14 protein-coding genes are annotated in these 18077 nt (G+C 49.1%); 12 read left to right on the top strand and 2 right to left on the bottom strand.

All coding sequences use genetic code 11. The annotated features are described in order from the left end of the window. The first annotated feature begins 201 nt into the window (after positions 1-201). Together AC3WT9_RS16110 and AC3WT9_RS16105 are read left to right on the top strand one after the other, a co-directional pair. Positions 202-984: a helix-turn-helix domain-containing protein gene (locus AC3WT9_RS16110; RefSeq protein WP_492407739.1), complete on the top strand. Its 783-nt coding sequence runs from the start codon at positions 202-204 to the stop codon at positions 982-984. A 160-nt stretch (positions 985-1144) separates the two neighbouring features. Beyond that, positions 1145-1528: a hypothetical protein gene (locus AC3WT9_RS16105; RefSeq protein ID WP_492407738.1), complete on the top strand. Its 384-nt coding sequence runs from the start codon at positions 1145-1147 to the stop codon at positions 1526-1528. A gap of 236 nt (positions 1529-1764) precedes the next feature. Here AC3WT9_RS16105 and ilvD read toward each other — a convergent pair whose 3' ends face one another. Beyond that, on the bottom strand, positions 1765-3450 hold the full coding sequence (gene ilvD, locus AC3WT9_RS16100) for a dihydroxy-acid dehydratase (protein ID WP_341091145.1): 1686 nt from the start codon (positions 3448-3450) through the stop codon (positions 1765-1767). Between the two features lie 549 nt (positions 3451-3999). Between ilvD and AC3WT9_RS16095 the strand changes: the two genes are divergently transcribed. From AC3WT9_RS16095 to AC3WT9_RS16060, 8 genes are all read left to right on the top strand, one after another. Next, positions 4000-4953 carry a glycoside hydrolase family 43 protein gene (locus tag AC3WT9_RS16095; RefSeq protein ID WP_341091146.1) on the top strand — a complete coding sequence of 318 codons (954 nt, stop codon included), beginning with the start codon at positions 4000-4002 and terminating at the stop codon, positions 4951-4953. Positions 4954-5397: 444 nt separating this feature from the next. After that, positions 5398-7143, top strand: coding sequence for an extracellular solute-binding protein (locus AC3WT9_RS16090; RefSeq protein ID WP_341091147.1), 1746 nt, complete (start codon positions 5398-5400; stop codon positions 7141-7143). 11 nt (positions 7144-7154) lie between these two features. Next, on the top strand, positions 7155-8054 hold the full coding sequence (locus AC3WT9_RS16085) for an ABC transporter permease (RefSeq protein WP_038588178.1): 900 nt from the start codon (positions 7155-7157) through the stop codon (positions 8052-8054). Between the two features lie 15 nt (positions 8055-8069). After that, positions 8070-9005: a carbohydrate ABC transporter permease gene (locus tag AC3WT9_RS16080; RefSeq protein WP_341377783.1), complete on the top strand. Its 936-nt coding sequence runs from the start codon at positions 8070-8072 to the stop codon at positions 9003-9005. Between the two features lie 55 nt (positions 9006-9060). Then, positions 9061-10848, top strand: coding sequence for a glycoside hydrolase family 2 protein (locus AC3WT9_RS16075; protein ID WP_341377784.1), 1788 nt, complete (start codon positions 9061-9063; stop codon positions 10846-10848). 23 nt (positions 10849-10871) lie between these two features. Further along, positions 10872-12620, top strand: coding sequence for a glycoside hydrolase family 2 protein (locus AC3WT9_RS16070; protein WP_341377785.1), 1749 nt, complete (start codon positions 10872-10874; stop codon positions 12618-12620). Between the two features lie 37 nt (positions 12621-12657). Further along, on the top strand, positions 12658-14055 hold the full coding sequence (locus tag AC3WT9_RS16065) for a family 43 glycosylhydrolase (RefSeq protein WP_341377786.1): 1398 nt from the start codon (positions 12658-12660) through the stop codon (positions 14053-14055). An 81-nt stretch (positions 14056-14136) separates the two neighbouring features. Continuing rightward, positions 14137-15084, top strand: coding sequence for an ArsR/SmtB family transcription factor (locus AC3WT9_RS16060; RefSeq protein ID WP_341377787.1), 948 nt, complete (start codon positions 14137-14139; stop codon positions 15082-15084). Between the two features lie 200 nt (positions 15085-15284). On the opposite strand, the gene AC3WT9_RS16055 is transcribed toward AC3WT9_RS16060, so the two are convergent. After that, complete coding sequence (locus AC3WT9_RS16055) at positions 15285-16325, bottom strand: acyltransferase family protein (RefSeq protein WP_341091153.1); 1041 nt, start codon at positions 16323-16325, stop codon at positions 15285-15287. 193 nt (positions 16326-16518) lie between these two features. Here AC3WT9_RS16055 and AC3WT9_RS16050 point away from each other — a divergent pair, with 193 nt between their 5' ends. Continuing rightward, positions 16519-17259, top strand: a complete 741-nt coding sequence (locus AC3WT9_RS16050; protein WP_341091154.1) for an alpha/beta fold hydrolase — start codon at positions 16519-16521, stop codon at positions 17257-17259. A 41-nt stretch (positions 17260-17300) separates the two neighbouring features. Further along, positions 17301-18068, top strand: coding sequence for an HAD family hydrolase (locus tag AC3WT9_RS16045; protein ID WP_341377788.1), 768 nt, complete (start codon positions 17301-17303; stop codon positions 18066-18068). Positions 18069-18077: the final 9 nt, after the last annotated feature.

Genomic DNA, 18077 nt, shown 5'->3' with positions numbered 1-18077 from the left:
GATTTTTTGTTTCTTTTTACTGCAACAAGCAGACTACTGCTAATACTTTAAAACTTTTAGGCCGCATTTACCTGCCAAAAAGAAATTATTTTGTGCCAACTATTGCTCTTGGTTCTTGCGCAGAAGAGCAAATCCATATTATGTTCTTAGTATTGCAGAAATTTTCACTGCTTGGTATTCCGTGACGATAGGGAGGAAGACATGAATATTAAATATCAGCATCGTGACCAGGCGTTTCATTCCTTTATTTCAACCAATAACACCTATCCTCTTCATCTGCATAAAAATGTAGAGATCACGATGGTTTTGTCCGGCAAAATCAATATCAGCATCAATGGCCAAGATTATGTTTTGTCTGAGGGGGACATGGCGATCATTTTTTCCAATCAACCTCACAGCTACAAAACGATAGAGAAGAACCAGATCCTGCTGATCTTTTTCGATGCCACATTTCCGGGGGATTTCACGGGGGAGTTGTTTAATCATGTCCCGGATAACCCTGTAATCCCCAAGCATCAGATGCTTCCGGGCCTGCTGACAACCTTGTATACACTATATAAAGAACAATGTGACAATCGTTTGCTCAAGGCTTACACCTCTGTAGTACTTGGGCACGCTTTGCCATTATTGGTAATGAAAAAAGTAGACTACAAGAAAGAAATGGACCTCATTCCCAAAATTCTCGCTTATATCGACATTCACTTTTTAGAGCATATAGATCTGGATACGCTTTCAAAAGAGCTTGGCATCAGCAAGTTTATTATTTCCCGCATCTTTTCTGAACAGTTCCACATTTCTTTTCGGGATTATATCAATGGGCAGCGGGCAGCCTTTGCCCACATGTTGCTGTTATCGACTACCCATCCGGTCACTGATATCGCGTTTGATTCCGGATTCAACAGTTTGCGCTCATTCTATCGTGTTTTTAAAAAGGAATATGGAATAACCCCTAATGAATTCCGCCGAAAAGTATCCGGGGAGTGAAAATAAGATTGTAGTCTGGGTGTGGCCGAGGATAAGGTAAGGTAGAGGTTAACGTGGTGCTGGTGTAGAAGATAAGTTATGAAACCAATCTAGGAGTTGGAGGTATGGACAGAGAAGAATACGTGTTTCATAAATGATACTTTAGTAAAGGATAAAGCAAATGACAATAAACAAAAAAAGTTCGAAAAAAATTGTGGTTAAAGCAGAAAGCTATATTTGGACGATTTCACCAGACAGCGGATATGTCATTATGATACCGGAACATGAAGCTTTTAGAGGGAGACGATTTGAAGTTTATATTGCTTCAGATATTGATAGCTTTTGGGTAAACTTCCCTAATACAGAACATTTGAACATGAAAGTTGTTAGACCTAAAGATGTTGAGTTCTTTATCGGTCAGGCACTTGAACAAGGATGGATTCCAAATGAAAAACGTGCACCAATTGTCTTTGATTTCGATGGTAAACTTCTGAAGAGAAGGATGAACTATGCCGCATTTACGCTGCCTCGCATTCACGATACATCGTGGAATGAGAGGCAGTAGTGCACCTGAATCCGCCGCTTTTATGCTACACGGTGAAATGAGAGGTAGAAGTGCATTTGAATCCGCCACATTCACGCTATATGGCGGAATGAGAGGCAGAAGTGCACCTGAATCCGCCGGATGCGGATTACATACAGAAATGATCGAATGAGGTAAACAAAAGAGCAGTCCCACATACGTAGTGGGGACTGCTCCTTTTGTCGGAACTATAATTAGGCTGATGCCTTAAAGCTTGATTAGATCTTCAACACGCCGCCCTTGCTGGCGTTGGTAACAAGCTTGGAGTAGCGGGCCAGATAGCCTGTTTTGACTTTCGGCTCGAACTCTTTCCAGCCGCTGCGGCGGACTGCAAGGACTTCTTCCTCAACCAGCAGTTCGATCTTGCGGTTGTTGAGGTCCAGCTCGATGATGTCGCCATCTTCGACAAAAGCGATCGGACCGCCTTCAGCCGCCTCCGGAGAGATATGGCCGATGCTGATGCCGCGGGACGCGCCCGAGAAGCGGCCATCGGTGATCAGGCCGACCTTGGCGCCAAGACCCATGCCGACGATCTGCGAAGTCGGTGCAAGCATTTCAGGCATGCCGGGACCGCCCTTCGGTCCTTCATAACGGATAACCACGACATGGCCTTCCTTCACTTTGCCGTTCGCGATGCCTTCCAGCGCTTCTTCCTGAGAATCGAAGCAGATTGCCGGGCCTTTATGGTAGCCGCCTACAGAGGCGTCAACAGCACCGACCTTGATGATGGAACCTTCCGGTGCAAGGTTGCCGTAAAGCACGGACAGACCGCCAACTTCGGAGTAGGGGTTGTCCAGCGTATGAATAACCGTGGTATCTTGAATCTCATGTCCACGGACATTTTCAGCCAGCGTTTTGCCGGTAACGGTCATACAGTCACCGAAGATGGCGCCCGGTTTCTTCAGCAGCTCGTTCAGCACGGCGCTTACGCCGCCTGCCCGGTCTACATCCTCGATGAAGATATCGGAGGCCGGAGCCAGTTTGGCCAGATAAGGCACGCGGTTCGCTACTTCATTGATGCGTTCCAATGGATAGTCGATGCCTGCTTCCTGAGCCAGTGCCAGCGTATGCAGTACGGTGTTGGTGGAGCCGCCCATCGCCATGTCCAAAGCAAAAGCGTTGTCCAGAGATTCCTGGGTTACGATGTCGCGCGGTTTGAGATCCAGCTTGATCAGCTCCATGAGCTGGGTCGCCGATTTGCGGACAAAATCTCTGCGTTCTTCCGCTACAGCCAGGATTGTACCGTTGCCCGGCAGCGCCAGTCCCATCGCTTCCGCAAGGCAGTTCATCGAGTTGGCGGTGAACATGCCTGAACAGGAGCCGCAGGTCGGACAGCCGTATTGTTCAAGCTCCAGCAGCTCAGCATCATTGATCTTGCCGACCTGATGGGCGCCTACGCCTTCAAATACAGAGGTAAGGGATAACTTCTTGCCTTTGCTGTCTACGCCGGCCTTCATCGGGCCGCCGCTGACGAAGATAGTCGGGATGTTAACGCGCAGTGCGCCCATCATCATGCCCGGGGTGATTTTATCACAGTTAGGAATGCAGACCATGCCGTCGAACCAGTGGGCGGACACAACGGTTTCCAGCGAGTCGGCGATAATCTCGCGGCTTGGCAGCGAATAGCGCATACCGATATGGCCCATCGCAATTCCGTCATCTACACCGATCGTATTGAATTCGAAGGGAACGCCGCCAGCTTCACGAATGGCTTCCTTAACAATTTTGCCGAACTCCTGAAGATGCACATGACCCGGAACGATATCAATATAGGAATTGCAGACCGCGATAAACGGCTTGCCGAAATCCTCCTCTTTTACTCCGGCTGCCCGCAGGAGACTGCGGTGTGGAGCCCGGTCAAAGCCTTTTTTAATCATGTCTGAACGCATTTTCTTGGCTGCCATAATGAAATTTTCCCCCCTGAAAAGTTTGTTAGCTTCAGCTTCCGTGAATGTATCCAATCTCACTACGGAAGTTTTCGCCTGATGTCGTATAGTGTCGCATTAACGCATCACAATCCCAAAAGCTGCGTGTCTGCGGTTTATAGATAGAACGGGGTCCAGCTTCTTAAAAGAGAAGGAGGGCGAAGCCGTTTCTATAAAAAAATAAGACCGATTAAGCTTAAACGGTAAGCTGCCATGAATAGCAGCCAGCCATTGTTATTAGTGAGTCTATCACAAAAGGCCTCTTTTTTCTACCGGACAATGTGAAGTTTGTCAGATGACGCAATGGGCCGGGGGGCGCAGAAAAAGCCTATCCCCGGAGGGGGAGGTATTATTTGGAAGTGCATCCAGAGGGGATTGTAATCCGGAAGAAGCTGACGGACAAGCGGGATTGTATTTTCCTCCCACTCTAGACAACTTAAGGAGACCTCAGTAAGATGGTACTTAGCTTTTTATGGGAGGTGCTGGAAGATCCGGGATTATCCATCATATCACTGAGGAGGAAAGAAAATGTCACAGCGTACAACCTTTTTTAATCCGATTGCAGCAAGTTCAGCTGACCCGTGGGTATTCAAACATACCGATGGCTGCTACTATTTCATGTCTACCCGCTCCAAAGGTCTGGAACTCGCCAAATCCAGTACTTTGACCGGTCTTACGGAAGGCCGTAAGAAATTAATCTGGTCTCCCGAACCGGGAGGCAGCTACAGCTACAACCTGTGGGCGCCGGAGATTCATCACTTGGATAACAAATGGTATATCTACTACACTGCCAATGACGGCGGAGGCGATGAGTCGCGCCGGATCTGTGTGCTGGAGAACGAACAGCCTGATCCGCTGGAAGGGGAGTGGGTGTGGAAAGGCGCGCTGCAGACACCTGTTCCTGGCTTGGATGGTACGGTGATGAGACTGCGGAATGAGCTGTATTTCCTGTATGCGGGATATGGTCATTTCCCTGAGTACGGATCAGCTGTTTACATTATGCGGATGAGCGATCCCTGGACGGTCGCAGGAGAACATCGTCTGCTCACCGCTCCAACCTTGTCTTGGGAGAAACAAGGCGGTATGGCCATTAACGAAGGCCCGGTGATCCTGCAGCGCAACGGCCGCATTTTTCTGGTATATTCGGCGAGCACAACGTGGTCTGAGGATTATGCACTGGGTATGCTCACAATGAGCGAAGCTTCTAATCCTATGGAACCGCTATCATGGGAGAAATCCATGCTGCCTGTATTTTGCAAAAGTGTGGAGAACGGGATTTATGCTACCGGACATAACAGCTTTACCCGATCACCCGATGGCCGGGAGGATTGGATCGTCTATCATGCGCTTCCTGCCGCTGGAGCGGATGTATCTTTGCGAGCCACCCGAATCCAGAAATTCGGGTGGAAGCCGGATGGAACACCGGATTTCGGGGTTCCCTATAGCGATACTCATGCCTTGACCGTCCCGTCGGGTGAGTAAAGCCTAGGATTAAACAAATATATAATCAAGATAGAAAAGGCCATTTGTTACAAAAATAATGTAACAAATGGCCTTTTCATGCGAATTGAAGTGCAGAAAACATTTTGCTGTGACTAACCGACTAAACAGCCACTTATCGAGCTTTATCAGGTGTTCCATAGGCTGTTTAAACCTTTTTTCATTGAATAACAGTCTGGTAGGCCTGATTATTTGTTTAATTGAGATTTATAATATTACAAAAATATTGTTTGAAAGCGTTGACATAGAAGATTAACATCCTTATAATTCGACTTAAGATACAGAAAAGCTGTATCAATAATATGATTTTTATGTCTGATCATTTTACAGGTAAAGGGGCAATTGGCATGATGCAAAGGAGCGTGGTTTCAAACGTTGGGTTCGCCTAAGATATTGCGGAACTTATTTTATAGTGGGAGGTTAAGTATGAAGAACAATACAAAGCGTCTGTTAAGTCTTTTATTTGTATTAGTACTGATCATTTCGACTGTAACAGCATGCAGTGGCAATAAGGCAGAAGATGGGGCCGGAAGTAGCAGTAACTCCAACAAAGAGAACACATCCAATGCACAAGACCCGGTTGCTTTTAAAGATATCAGCGGAGACATACGCGGCAATAAAGCGCCCACACAGGAGCAAACCGACGAAGTGAATCATTCCTTGAATGATACATACCTCGGCGACGTTTATGATGAAGTGATTCCAAGCGATTATTCAGCTTATCCTGTTAAAGGAGACGTTGTTCTGGATGTCTGGATGCCTGCAAATTCCAATATCCCGGATATGAACAATCATGTGGTCCAAAAACAGGTGGAGCAATTAACAGGAATCAAGGTGAATTTCATCACGCCGCCAATCGGCCAGGAAGCCGACGCCTTTACTTTGATGATTTCTTCAGGTGATCTTCCAGACATTATCATTGAGCCGGGACGTTATCCCGGAGGCCTGGAAGCAGGTGTAAATGATGGCGCTTATATCGATCTGACAGATCTGATGGAAAAAAATGCACCAAACTATACGAAGTGGCGCAATTCCGATGAATCGAGAAGAAAAACTACAGTCACTGACGACGGCAAGCTGCTGGGCTTTTACGGGATCGCCCCGTATTCCGAATGGACCTGGTTTGGAACGCTGATTAAGCAGGAGGCGCTGGACAAAACAGGGCTTGAAATTCCGAATACGATTGATGAATGGCATACCTTTTTGACCAAAGCAAAGGAAGCCGGATACAAAGCCCCGCTTAATTACGGATCCTCTTACGGTCAAATCTTTACCGGCATCATTAATGGCGCATATGGAGTATGGGATTGGACCTTCCTCGATAAGGACGGCAAAGTGGCCTGGGGACCGGCACAGCCGAAAGCCAAAGAATACCTGTCGACCATGCAGCAATGGAACAAAGAAGGACTGCTTAACCCGGATTGGGCAACGGCCGACTTTAACCAAAGAATGGCAAGCGCTATTTCGGGGGACACCGCTGTGATGATGGATTCTCCGGATACCATGTGGAGCTACTGGAAAGAACAGAGCAATATCGACTTTGTGGGAGCACTGAATCCGGTTCTGAGCAAGGGGGATAAATCCGCCACCACATACAAGAATTTTAAAAGGGCAGGGACCGAAGCTGCGATCACTACCCAAAGCGAGAATGTGGAAGCGGCAATGGCCTGGCTCGATTTCAATTACAGCAAAAAGGGCTGGGAATTGATTAACTTTGGAGAATACGGAAAGGTACATCTGATAGATGAGACGGGAATGCCTTATTATCCCGAGGACAGTTATATCTTTAAGGACCCTGAAGGTCAGCCGGTATCGACTACTTTATATAAATACCGCATGCATAGCTGGCCGAATATCCGTGATGAGCATCATGCCAACCCGCTGATCGCCACCAAAGGAAGCTACTCCGGCGATATCCGGAAATTCTGGACTGAAAATATGGATACCAGCATGGCAATGCCGCCGATTTCCTTTACCAAAGATGAAGCCTCACGGGAAGCCGAGCTTGGCAACCAGCTGTCGACACTCCGTGGAGAGTATTTTGCAAAAATCATAATGGGTGAAATGCCGGTTGATGCCTATGATAAATTTTTGAAGGAAGCTCAGAGTATGGGACTGGACGAATTTTTAAGTATCCATCAGGCAGCCTTGGATCGATATAACAAACGATAGGTGGTTGTTTCATGATCCAGAAGGATTTGAAGAAGAACTGGTTTGTCTATCTGTTGGCTGTTCCTGTAGTTGCGTGGTTTCTGATCTTCTGCTACGGGCCCATGTGGGGAGTTCTGATCGCCTTCAAGGACTTCAAGCCCTTGCTGGGGTTTAGCGAGAGCGACTGGGTAGGGTTTAAGCATTTTATTGATTTTTTCCAAGGGCCGTATTTTTGGAGAGTCGTTAAGAATACCCTGCTTTTGAATGTTTGGGGGATCGCATTCGGATTTACCGCGCCGATTATTCTAGCTTTAATGCTGAATGAAATCCGCGGGGCCAAGTTTAAGAAAACCGTTCAAACCATTACCTATATGCCTCACTTTATTTCGCTGGTGGTTGTGTGCGGGATCATTCATATTTTTGCCGCAGATGAGGGGATCATTACACAAATCCTTCAATTTGTAACAGGAAAAGAGTACTCCTCACTGCTTGGCTATTCTTCTTTCTTCCGGCCGATTTATACGTTTTCCGGCATTTGGCAGAGCATCGGCTGGGACAGCATCATTTATCTCGCCGCGATGAGCTCCATTGATACTTCGTTATATGAGGCAGCTGAAATTGATGGCGTAGGACGGATAAAGAAAATGTGGCATATTACGCTGCCTCAGATCAGTCCGGTCATTATCATTCTTTTTATTTTTGCAATCGGCGGGTTAATGTCATCCGGTTACGAAAAAATTATCCTGCTGTACAATCCTCTGATCTACGATACTGCTGATGTCATTGCATCCTATGTTTACCGCCGCGGCTTAAGAGAAGCCAGTCTCAGTTATTCTACGGCCGTGGGATTAATCAGTTCGATCGTTAACTTCGGGCTGCTGTGGATGACCAATAGAATAGCCAAACGCAGATCCGAGGTCAGCTTATGGTAAGAAAGAGGGACAGCCATGAAAGATAACCTGCAGCCTAAAAAGAAAAAAATCAGGAAGCATAGATCCACAGGGGACAGAATATTCGATTTCGTCCTGTATGCCTTATTAACCGCATTAACGCTGGTGTGCTTTTATCCTATCCTGCATATCTTGTTTGCTTCCGTCAGCGACCCGGGCTCCTTAGTGGCTCATAAAGGAATTTTGCTGAGACCGCTGGGATTCACTTTGGACGGCTATAAGCTGGTGTTTAAAGACAACAGTCTGATCAACGGGTACAAAAACACGATTATCTATGTAGGGTTAGGCACGTTAGTCAATATGATCATGACCATACTGGGTGCCTATGTGTTATCCAGGAGAGATTTATACTTCAAAAACTTTATCATGATCCTGATTACGATCACCATGTTTTTTGGCGGAGGGCTGATTCCCTGGTTCTTATTAATGAAGGATATCGGCTTATACAATAATTTGTGGGCCATGATTTTGCCAAGCGCTTTAAGCACATGGAACATCATTATCTTACGGACCAGCTTTCAGGCCATTCCGCAGGAATTGGAAGAAGCGGCTACGATTGACGGGGCAAGCCAGGCCCATATTCTAACGAAAGTCATTCTGCCCTTGTCCAAAGCCACGCTGGCCGTAATCTTTTTATACTACCTTGTCGGGAATTGGAACTCCTGGTTTAATGCGATGGTGCTGCTGAAAGACAGAGAGCTGTTCCCGCTGCAGTTATTAATGAAGGAAATATTAGTAGCCAATGACGCAACCGCAACCTCGATCGGCAGCGCAGGTGGAGTAGTCATCGACAGTGCGCAGAGCCAAACGGCTTTCCGCGAACTCGTTAAATATTGTGCGATTGTCGTTTCTACGCTTCCTATATTAATGGTATATCCTTTCCTGCAAAAATACTTTGTTAAAGGGGTTTACGTAGGTTCGATCAAAGGATGAGGCAATAGACTATATAAAATGAAATGGAAATTAATAAACAGGAGTGAAGTACACCATGTTGACAGAGGCAAGCAATACACAAGTTCCGCGTCCGGAGTATCCAAGGCCCGAGTTTCTCCGCAAAGAGTGGCTGAGCTTGAACGGAGAATGGGATTTTGGTTTTGATGATGAACGGGTTGGTGAGGATGAACGATGGTACCTGGCCGATGCTCCCGCTTTATTTACAGAAACCATCCAAGTGCCCTTTGCGTTTCAGAGCAAGCTGAGCGGCATTGAAGATCCCTCTTTTCATGATGTGGTGTGGTATAGAAGAAGCTTTGAGGTCCCGGAGGCTTGGGAAGGCAAGCGGCTTGTCCTTCATTTCGGTGCAGTGGATTATTTGGCAAAGGTCTGGGTAAACGGGCAACTGGTGGCGTCACATGCAGGCGGTCATACGCCGTTTCAGGCAGATATCACACCGTCGCTGATTAAAGGAAGCAACACCATTGTGCTGCGGGCGGAAGACTTCAGCCGGGATGTAACCTTGCCGCGGGGCAAGCAATACTGGCTGGAACAGTCCGCTGCCATCTTCTATACCCGCACGACCGGAATCTGGCAGAGTGTCTGGATCGAGCCGTTGGCAGCGGTACATCTGAGCAAAACTAGGCTGACGCCTGACATTGACCGCAATGAAATCCGCATCCGGACGTTCCTCCAGGGGTTTAAGGCTGCAGATGAGCTTAAACTTCGCATAACGGTATCGTATAGCGGTGAAGTGGTTGCGGAAGATCAATACGCGATCAGGAATGCCGAGCAGCAACGGACCCTCGGACTGGGTGATTTTACGGATCATGGTCTTGGACGCCTATGGAGCCCCGAGCATCCGAATTTGTATGACATTCAATTCGAGCTGCTTCGGAATGGCGAGGTAGTCGATGAGGCTGTGAGTTATTTCGGCATGCGCAAGGTATCTATTGAGGACGGCAGGCTGTGCCTGAATAACCGCCCGTATTTCCAGAGACTGGTGCTGGACCAGGGATACTTCCCGGAGGGAATTCTAACCGCGCCTACGGACGAAGCCTTGAAGCGTGATGTAGAACTGGCGAAGGAAATGGGATTTAACGGAGTAAGAAAACACCAGAAGACAGAAGATCCCCGTTTCCTGTACTGGTGCGACAAGCTTGGCCTGCTCGTCTGGAGTGAAGCAGCCAATGCCTATGAATATTCTGAAGAGTATGTCCGGCGGTACACCAGCGAATGGCAGGAGATCATTGAGCGGGACTATAATCATCCAAGCATCGTGGCCTGGGTTCCGCTGAATGAGAGCTGGGGAGTTCCCAATGTCCAGATTGATACACGCCAGCAGCAGCATGGACTGGCAATGTATCATTTAACAAAATCTTTGGATGAGATGAGACCCGTTATCTATAACGATGGCTGGGAGCATATGACTACGGATCTGGTAACCATTCACGACTATGAGAGTCGCCAGGAAGTGCTGGAAGAAAGATATGCCACGGCAGAATCCGCCGTGAATGCGATGCCGGCGAACCGCAAGATATTTGTCGGTGGAGCTTCCTATCAAGGCCAGCCGATTCTCGTATCGGAGTTTGGCGGGATTGCCTTCAAGAAAAGCGACTGGGAGGGCTGGGGTTATTCGGGAGCAGAGAATGAGGAGGACTTCCTGATTAAGCTTAAGGCAGTGGTGGACCCGATGTTCACTTCACCGGTGATTCAAGGCTACTGCTATACCCAGCTGACAGATGTCGAACAGGAAATCAATGGGTTGCTCACTTATGACAGAACACCCAAAGCGCCGCTTGAAGCCATTCGCAATATTATGATGTTTATCCATAATAAATAATATTTCACAAAAGGAGCTACACAATGGCACATCTACCAACGATTCCTCGTCCTGAATATCCCCGTCCCGGCTTTGTCCGGCCCGAGTGGATCAATCTCAACGGTCAATGGCAATTTGAAATTGATCATGGCAAAAGCGGAAAAGAACGCGGTTACCATGACAAAGAACATGATCTCTCGGGAATGATAACGGTTCCCTTCTGTCCGGAAAGCAAGCTGTCCGGCGTAGAATATACAGATTTTATGGCAGCCGTATGGTATAAACGGGAGTTTGCCTTGCCGGTGAACTGGACCAATGGCAGAACACTGCTGCATTTTGGTGCAGTTGATTACATGGCGGAGGTATGGGTTAACGGAGTCTCTGTAGGCACGCACCGCGGCGGGTACACTCCGTTCAGCTTTGATATTACCTCCAATCTGTTGCCAGGCGGAAATGTCATCTCCGTCTATGCTGAAGACGATGTCCGTTCCGGACGCCAGCCGCGGGGCAAACAAAGTGAAGGGTTCCACTCGCATGGCTGCGATTACACACGTACCACGGGGATCTGGCAGACAGTTTGGCTTGAGCAGGTGCCCGACGCTTATTTATCGGACATGAAGGTTGTCCCCGATCCCGACAATGCTAGCGTGCATCTCGAAGTCAAGGTGCACGGAAATGTATCGGGAGGCACACTTACCGCTTCTGCTCTGTATGACGGCAGATCCGTCGGGGAGACCAGTATCCTTGTCTCCAGACACTCCGTAAAACTTACCCTCCCGCTCTCGGAGGTTCACCTGTGGGAGGTTGGCAACGCCAGACTATATGATCTGAAGCTGTCCCTGCATACACAGGGCCGGGAGAGCGATACGGTCGATTCTTATTTTGGCCTCAGAACCGTATTGCTGGATGGAATGAAATTCCTGATCAACGGAAAACCGGTGTTTCAGCGTCTTGTGCTGGATCAGGGATTTTATCCGGAGGGGATCTATACCGCTCCAGGCGATGAGGATCTGCGCAAAGACATCGAAATCTCCATGGGACTGGGCTTTAATGGTGCGAGACTTCATGAGAAGATTTTCGAGCCGCGTTTTCTGTATTGGGCTGACCAATTAGGGTATCTGGTATGGGGAGAGCATGCGAATTGGGGGCTGAATATCACTGGAGCGGAGAGCTTGGCCCAATTTCTTCCGGAATGGCTTGAGGGCATGCAGCGGGATTACAATCATCCTGCGCTGATCGGCTGGTGTCCTTTTAACGAGACCTGGGACAGAGACGGCACCAAGCAAAATAACGATGTGCTGCGGATTGTATATGAGGTTACGAAACGAATAGACCCGACGCGCCCTGTAATTGATACAAGCGGCAATTTCCATGTGGTGACGGATATTTTTGATCTGCATGATTATGATCAGAACCCGCAGACCTTCCGGGAAAGATATGAACCGATGAAGGATGGCGGAGAAGTGTTCAATACCTTCCCGGACCGGCAAACGTATGAAGGCCAGCCTTATTTCATCAGCGAGTACGGCGGGATTTGGTGGAATCCGCAGCAGAAGGACGAGAAGTCCTGGGGTTATGGGGACCGGCCGGCAACTGAAGAAGCGTTTATTGAACGCTACGAGGGACTGACCCAGGTTCTGCTGGATCATCCGATGATGTTCGGCTTCTGCTATACCCAGCTATATGACGTGGAGCAGGAAGTGAATGGCCTGTATACCTATGACCGGCAGCCGAAATTTGATCCCGAAGTGATTCGCCGCATTAATTCGCGCAAGGCAGCCATCGAAGAGTAGAGCCTTCTAACATCATCCGAAAGGAACGTGAAGGGTTATGAAGGGAAATGTCCGCAATAAGTGGCTGCTGGCCATAGGCGTACTCCTTATTCTTCCAATGGGTCAGGAGACATATGCCGTCCCCGGCCATAACAACTTCTACAACGTAGTCATGCAGGACGGAGCGGATCCGTGGGTTTATAAGCATACAGACGGGTTCTACTATTTCACCAAAACAACCGGCGGCAATGTTACCCTCTGGAAGTCCGCCCAGCTGACTACGATAGATGCTGCCCCCACTAAGGTTGTGAATACAGGCGGCAGCGGCATATGGGCACCTGAGCTGCATTATATTAACGGGGTTTGGTACATCTACTACGCGATGGATGACGGAGACAATGTGAACCACCGGATGTATGTCATGGAGAATACCTCCGCCGATCCGACAACGGGAACCTGGCAGTTTAAGGGCCGGATCACAGATGCGGCCGACAAATGGGCTATAGACGGCACTGTGCTGCAAGTGAATGGCGGGCTGTATTTTATCTGGTCGGGCTGGGAGGGCGATGTCAATGTGCGGCAAAATCTCTACATTGCCCATATGAGCAATCCTTGGACGATTGATTCCGGCCGCGTAGAGATTTCAAGACCCACCCATAGCTGGGAAACCAACCATTCCCCGCATGTAAATGAAGGACCGCAGGTAATCGAGCGCGGGGGTGTCATCAGCCTGGTCTTTTCGGCAAGCGGAAGCTGGACCAATGATTACTGTCTGGGGCTGATCACAGCAGACACATCCAGTGATCTAATGAATCCCGCATCATGGGTTAAACGCAGCCAGCCTATATTCAGTTCAGCAAACGGACTTTACGGGCCGGGGCATCATTCGTTTACTACATCTGTAGACGGCACGGAGGACTGGATCGTCTACCATGCCGCCAAATACAGGGGAGCCGGATGGAACCGCGAGGTTCGCACGCAGCCCTTCAACTGGAATGCCGACCAGACGCCTAATCTCGGTGCTCCCGCAGATCCTGACCGCCCGATTGCTTTGCCGTCCGGCGAAGCCCCTCATTTCCGTTATGAAGGGGAAGAGGGGATATTTGGTGGAGAGGCTTATGCCTCAGCCAGCCCCAAGGGCTCGGGAGGTCTTAAAGCGGGTCATCTGGATACAGCGGCGAGCTACGTGGAATTTTCAGTTCAGGCGGCATCTGCAGGCGAATATATTCTTTTGGCCCGGACGGCGAACGGAACGGCTGGCGGGAATTGGTCCAATCTTCAGCTTAGTGTCAATTCAGGACCTTTCAGCCCGTTTTACATCACCAATAAAGGCTGGGAGAACTGGGGGCTGTCGACAGCCCGGGTTCAATTGAAGGCAGGACAGAACAAGATCCGGTTTGCGAAAGGCGAAGGATACGGAGAGATTGATTTCATTGATATCAAACCTGTGAATTAGGGGATAGGTCATTTCAATTGTTTTTCAGTTCATTAAGAAGTAAGATAAATATAATGATTAGGAAATAAGGAGAGCTGAATTGTGCTGGAACTTAGCTTAAACGACCCGGACAAACTGGTCACGGTGACCCATGCCTTATCAACCCGTTCGAGGGTTGATATACTTCGGCTCTTAAACTCTAAAAACTTAAATATTATCGAAATAGCCGAGAAGCTGAAGCTTCCGGTTTCGACGGTAGCGAGCAATATCAAAGTATTGGAAGCGGCAGAGCTAATTCATACCGAACTAGTTCCCGCCTCCCGCGGGGCGATGAAAGTCTGCAGCAGGAATTACGATGATCTCCACATTGCCTTAAATCTGAAAGAGCCGATGCCGACGGGAGTAACCCATGTTTATGAAGTAGAGATGCCGATCGGCCATTACAGCGATTGTGAGGTTTCTCCTACATGCGGGATGGCTAATAGTGAGGGCCTTATTATTAAGGATGATGAACCGTCGAGCTTTTATCACCCCAAACATGTCAACGCACAGCTGATCTGGCTCCGCAAAGGATTCCTGGAATATTTGCTGCCTATGGATATCCCCTCTGGAGCGCGGATTGAATCGCTTGAGCTGTCTATGGAGATGTGTTCCGAAGCTCCAAATTATGATCAGAACTGGCCTTCAAACATATCCGTATGGGTGAATGGTTCGGAGATCGGCATGTGGACCAGTCCCGGTGATTTCGGTGACCGGCGGGGCAAACTGAATCCGAATTGGTGGTGGGATGGATCCACACAATACGGGTTTCTCAAGACCTGGCGTGTTGATCATGACAAGACGACGCTCGATATGGAGAAGGTGTCAGGTGTTACCTTAAATGATCTTCTGATTCACCGGAGTCCCAAATTGCGGCTGCGTATTGGAATCAACCCCGATGCTGTTCATCAGGGCGGGCTGAACCTGTTTGGCCGTCAATTCGGAGATTACGAGCAGCATATTATAATGCGGGTGAAATATACAATGGAGCAGGATGTAGCAAACCTGTAGCCTAACTACTCTCCACCATTAAGGGGGTGTCTCAAAAGCCGAATGAACTGGCTTTTAAGACACCCCCCTTTTATTGCTGCGAAAGATCATAGGTAAGAGCTTGAGTGGACGTTCCGCGAATGTTCACTATTCAATAAGGAAAATAACAGCTGTGCGCATCGTTAGAAGACGGAGCTTGCTGCCTCTATAGCGCGCTAGAGTCAGGGTGTGCGGCGCAGGGCGGTCCGCTGCAGGGTGATCATCCAGTCGACAGAAGGCTCGACAATCGGGTGGAGCAGACGTTTTACCCCCGGCTGGGCCAGCAGCACCGTAAAGAGGATTGCGCAGAGTAACAGAAGAGCTGTCCCGGCGGCATTGCCGATATAGGCATACACTCCGGAAATGGCGGCCAAACGCACGATAAAGCCATGCAGCAGAAAGACATAGAGTGTGCGGCGGCCCCAGTCAGTCATGCGGCTAACCTGGTAAGGCACCCAGCCCAGAAAAGCCAGGGAAGCGGTGAATTGCAGAGCGTAGACTGCCAGCCGGTATAGACCCGCATACCATTCGCCTGCCCCAAGCTGCATATAAGTCATGCTTCCGTACAGCCAGCCCATTGGAAACCCGGAGCCCAGTACTCCCAGGAGGGCGAAAATCAGGACAGAGAATGCGGCTGCGGCAATTTTGACATACTTCTGAACCCATTTGGCAAAGGTACTGAATGAAAAATGATAGCCGATTACGAAGAAGGGTAAATATACGAAGGTGCGGCTGATGCTGAACCAGACCCCGTCAAGCTGCAAATATCCTACGGCCACTCCCGCCGCTACGGCGAAGGCGATTTGTGCCGCCCGGGACCATTTACCCATCCCCAGCATCAGGAGACGCCAGCAGGCGTGACTGGCCAGGAACCATAGGAGCAGATAAGGGGCGAAGAAGGAGTGATGGATATTGGATACATGGAAGAGGGAAACGTCCAGTGCTGAGTATAGGCTTTGAAAAATAAGATATTGCATTGCGATCTGCAGCAGCACCTTGCGGCCTGCGGACCCGGTGAGGCTCTTTCTGGCGAAATAGCCGGTTACCAGCACGAAGAGCGGCATATGAAAGCTGAAGATCCACATATAAAGACTGTGCATTCCATCCATGCGGCTAATCAAAGGTTCAATGGCGTTGCCTACAAATACGGTAACAATAAGCATGAAACGCAGGTTAAGGAAAAAAGTTTCTCCGCGCGTTTCCAGCGTGTTTTCCCTGGTCATGACCTAACCTCCAAATTATGCACTGTGGAAATTACTTTAATTTTAAAATACAAGATTTTCGAAGAATAAATTGTGAAATACATCACAATGGTAAGCGCTATCATAAGACTCAATTGTGGCGATGTGTTGAAGGTTGTTTGATTTACTTGATTCCTCTATAATTTTTGTATGCAGTACCCGGGAGTGAACACTATTGAAAAAAAGAATCACCAGACGCAGCATCCTCATAGCACTGCTTTTGTTTTTAATTGTGGCGGGGTTTCTCTTGTGGAAATACTTAACCCCGTATACTCCGGCAGAGAAGGCCGAGTCTGCGCTAGTGTCCGCCGGAGGTGTGTCTGTTGAGCAGAACGACAACTGGATCTCTTTCGAGCCCGCGGTCATTCTGGGGACGGCAGTGATTTTTTACCCCGGTGCCTTGGTGGAAGCGGAGGCTTATGCCCCGCTGGCCAAACGGATTGCCGCTGCCGGGCATCCATTCTATATAGCCCGGATGCCGCTGAATCTCGCGGTCATCAAGGGCGATGCTGCAGATGAAATCATCCGCGTGCATCCCAAGCAGTCTTTTGTGCTCGGCGGTCATTCACTGGGCGGTGTGATGGCGTCCCGTTATGCGTCAGAGCATCCGGATCAGCTGAAGGGTGTTTTTTTTCTCGCCTCCTATCCAGATGAGAAAGGCAGTCTGAAGGACACTACCTTGTCCGTGTTATCCCTGCTCGGTACGGAGGATGAGGTTGTTGACAGGGACAAATACAACGAGGGACGTTCCTATCTGCCGGGCAATACGGTATATTTCTCAATTCTGGGCGGAAATCATGCCCAGTTTGGAAGTTATGGGCCGCAAAAAGGTGACGGTACAGCAACGATTACCGAGGATGATCAGCAGGCCCGCACAGCACGAACGATGCTGGACTGGATGGGAAATTTGCGGTAGCGGGATAGTCATCATGGCTATAGATAGATGAGAGGAGACGTATGATGCCACTGTTGCATGTAAAGGATCTCTCTGTGCCTTGCCAAGGCATATTGTTTGATAAGGATGGAACACTGCTTGACCTGCTCGCCACTTGGGGTAGCTGGGCGGAGGAGGTGCTGCTAGGTCTCGGCAATGAGCTTGCCCTTACCGGTACCGGATCGCATGTTGATCTGTCCAAGGTGCTTGGCACAACTCATAATGCTGAAGGGAAGGTAATAGGCTATGATCCTTCCGGACCTCTCTCTATGGCAACTACGGAAGAGAGTTATGGCATTCTCGCGTGGCAGCTGTACACTGCCGGAGTTCCCTGGAATGAGGCGCTGGTCCGTGTGAAGGCCATTGCCAAGGATGCGATGAATGGAATACGCAGACGCCGCACAATCGAGCCATTGCCGGACCTGCTGCCGTTCTTGCAGCAATGTGCCGATGCTTCCTTACAGCTGGGTGTGGTTACATCTGATGGTGACAAGACCACAGGTGAGCAGCTGGACTTACTTGGAATAACCGGTTACTTCCATACTATTGTCACGAGGGACCGGGTTTCGAATGGCAAGCCGGATCCGGAGATGGCCGAAACCGCTTGCCGGGAACTGGGCTTGCTGCCGGAGCAGACTGTTATTATCGGTGACAGCAATGCGGATATGCAGCTCGGCAAAGGTGCGGGCTTACGTCTATCGGTCGGCATCTCTCCTGCCGGAGCGGCTGGACATCTGCAGGATGCCGACATCGTCGTTTCCGGCTTTCATGAGCTCCGCATTACCTGTTAACAAATAACT

This window comes from Paenibacillus sp. EB106-06-01-XG199 (assembly GCF_058791575.1).
This window is presented reverse-complemented; position numbering and strand designations above follow the sequence as displayed.

What these genes read in the sequence shown, in the direction of transcription:
- AC3WT9_RS16110 (WP_492407739.1), top strand. Translation starts at nt 202, where the DNA reads ATGAATATTAAATATCAGCATCGTGACCAGGCGTTTCATTCCTTTATT.
- AC3WT9_RS16105 (WP_492407738.1), top strand. Translation starts at nt 1,145, where the DNA reads ATGACAATAAACAAAAAAAGTTCGAAAAAAATTGTGGTTAAAGCAGAA.
- ilvD (WP_341091145.1), bottom strand. Translation starts at nt 3,450, where the DNA reads ATGGCAGCCAAGAAAATGCGTTCAGACATGATTAAAAAAGGCTTTGAC.
- AC3WT9_RS16095 (WP_341091146.1), top strand. Translation starts at nt 4,000, where the DNA reads ATGTCACAGCGTACAACCTTTTTTAATCCGATTGCAGCAAGTTCAGCT.
- AC3WT9_RS16090 (WP_341091147.1), top strand. Translation starts at nt 5,398, where the DNA reads ATGAAGAACAATACAAAGCGTCTGTTAAGTCTTTTATTTGTATTAGTA.
- AC3WT9_RS16085 (WP_038588178.1), top strand. Translation starts at nt 7,155, where the DNA reads ATGATCCAGAAGGATTTGAAGAAGAACTGGTTTGTCTATCTGTTGGCT.
- AC3WT9_RS16080 (WP_341377783.1), top strand. Translation starts at nt 8,070, where the DNA reads ATGAAAGATAACCTGCAGCCTAAAAAGAAAAAAATCAGGAAGCATAGA.
- AC3WT9_RS16075 (WP_341377784.1), top strand. Translation starts at nt 9,061, where the DNA reads ATGTTGACAGAGGCAAGCAATACACAAGTTCCGCGTCCGGAGTATCCA.
- AC3WT9_RS16070 (WP_341377785.1), top strand. Translation starts at nt 10,872, where the DNA reads ATGGCACATCTACCAACGATTCCTCGTCCTGAATATCCCCGTCCCGGC.
- AC3WT9_RS16065 (WP_341377786.1), top strand. Translation starts at nt 12,658, where the DNA reads ATGAAGGGAAATGTCCGCAATAAGTGGCTGCTGGCCATAGGCGTACTC.
- AC3WT9_RS16055 (WP_341091153.1), bottom strand. Translation starts at nt 16,325, where the DNA reads ATGACCAGGGAAAACACGCTGGAAACGCGCGGAGAAACTTTTTTCCTT.
- AC3WT9_RS16045 (WP_341377788.1), top strand. Translation starts at nt 17,301, where the DNA reads ATGATGCCACTGTTGCATGTAAAGGATCTCTCTGTGCCTTGCCAAGGC.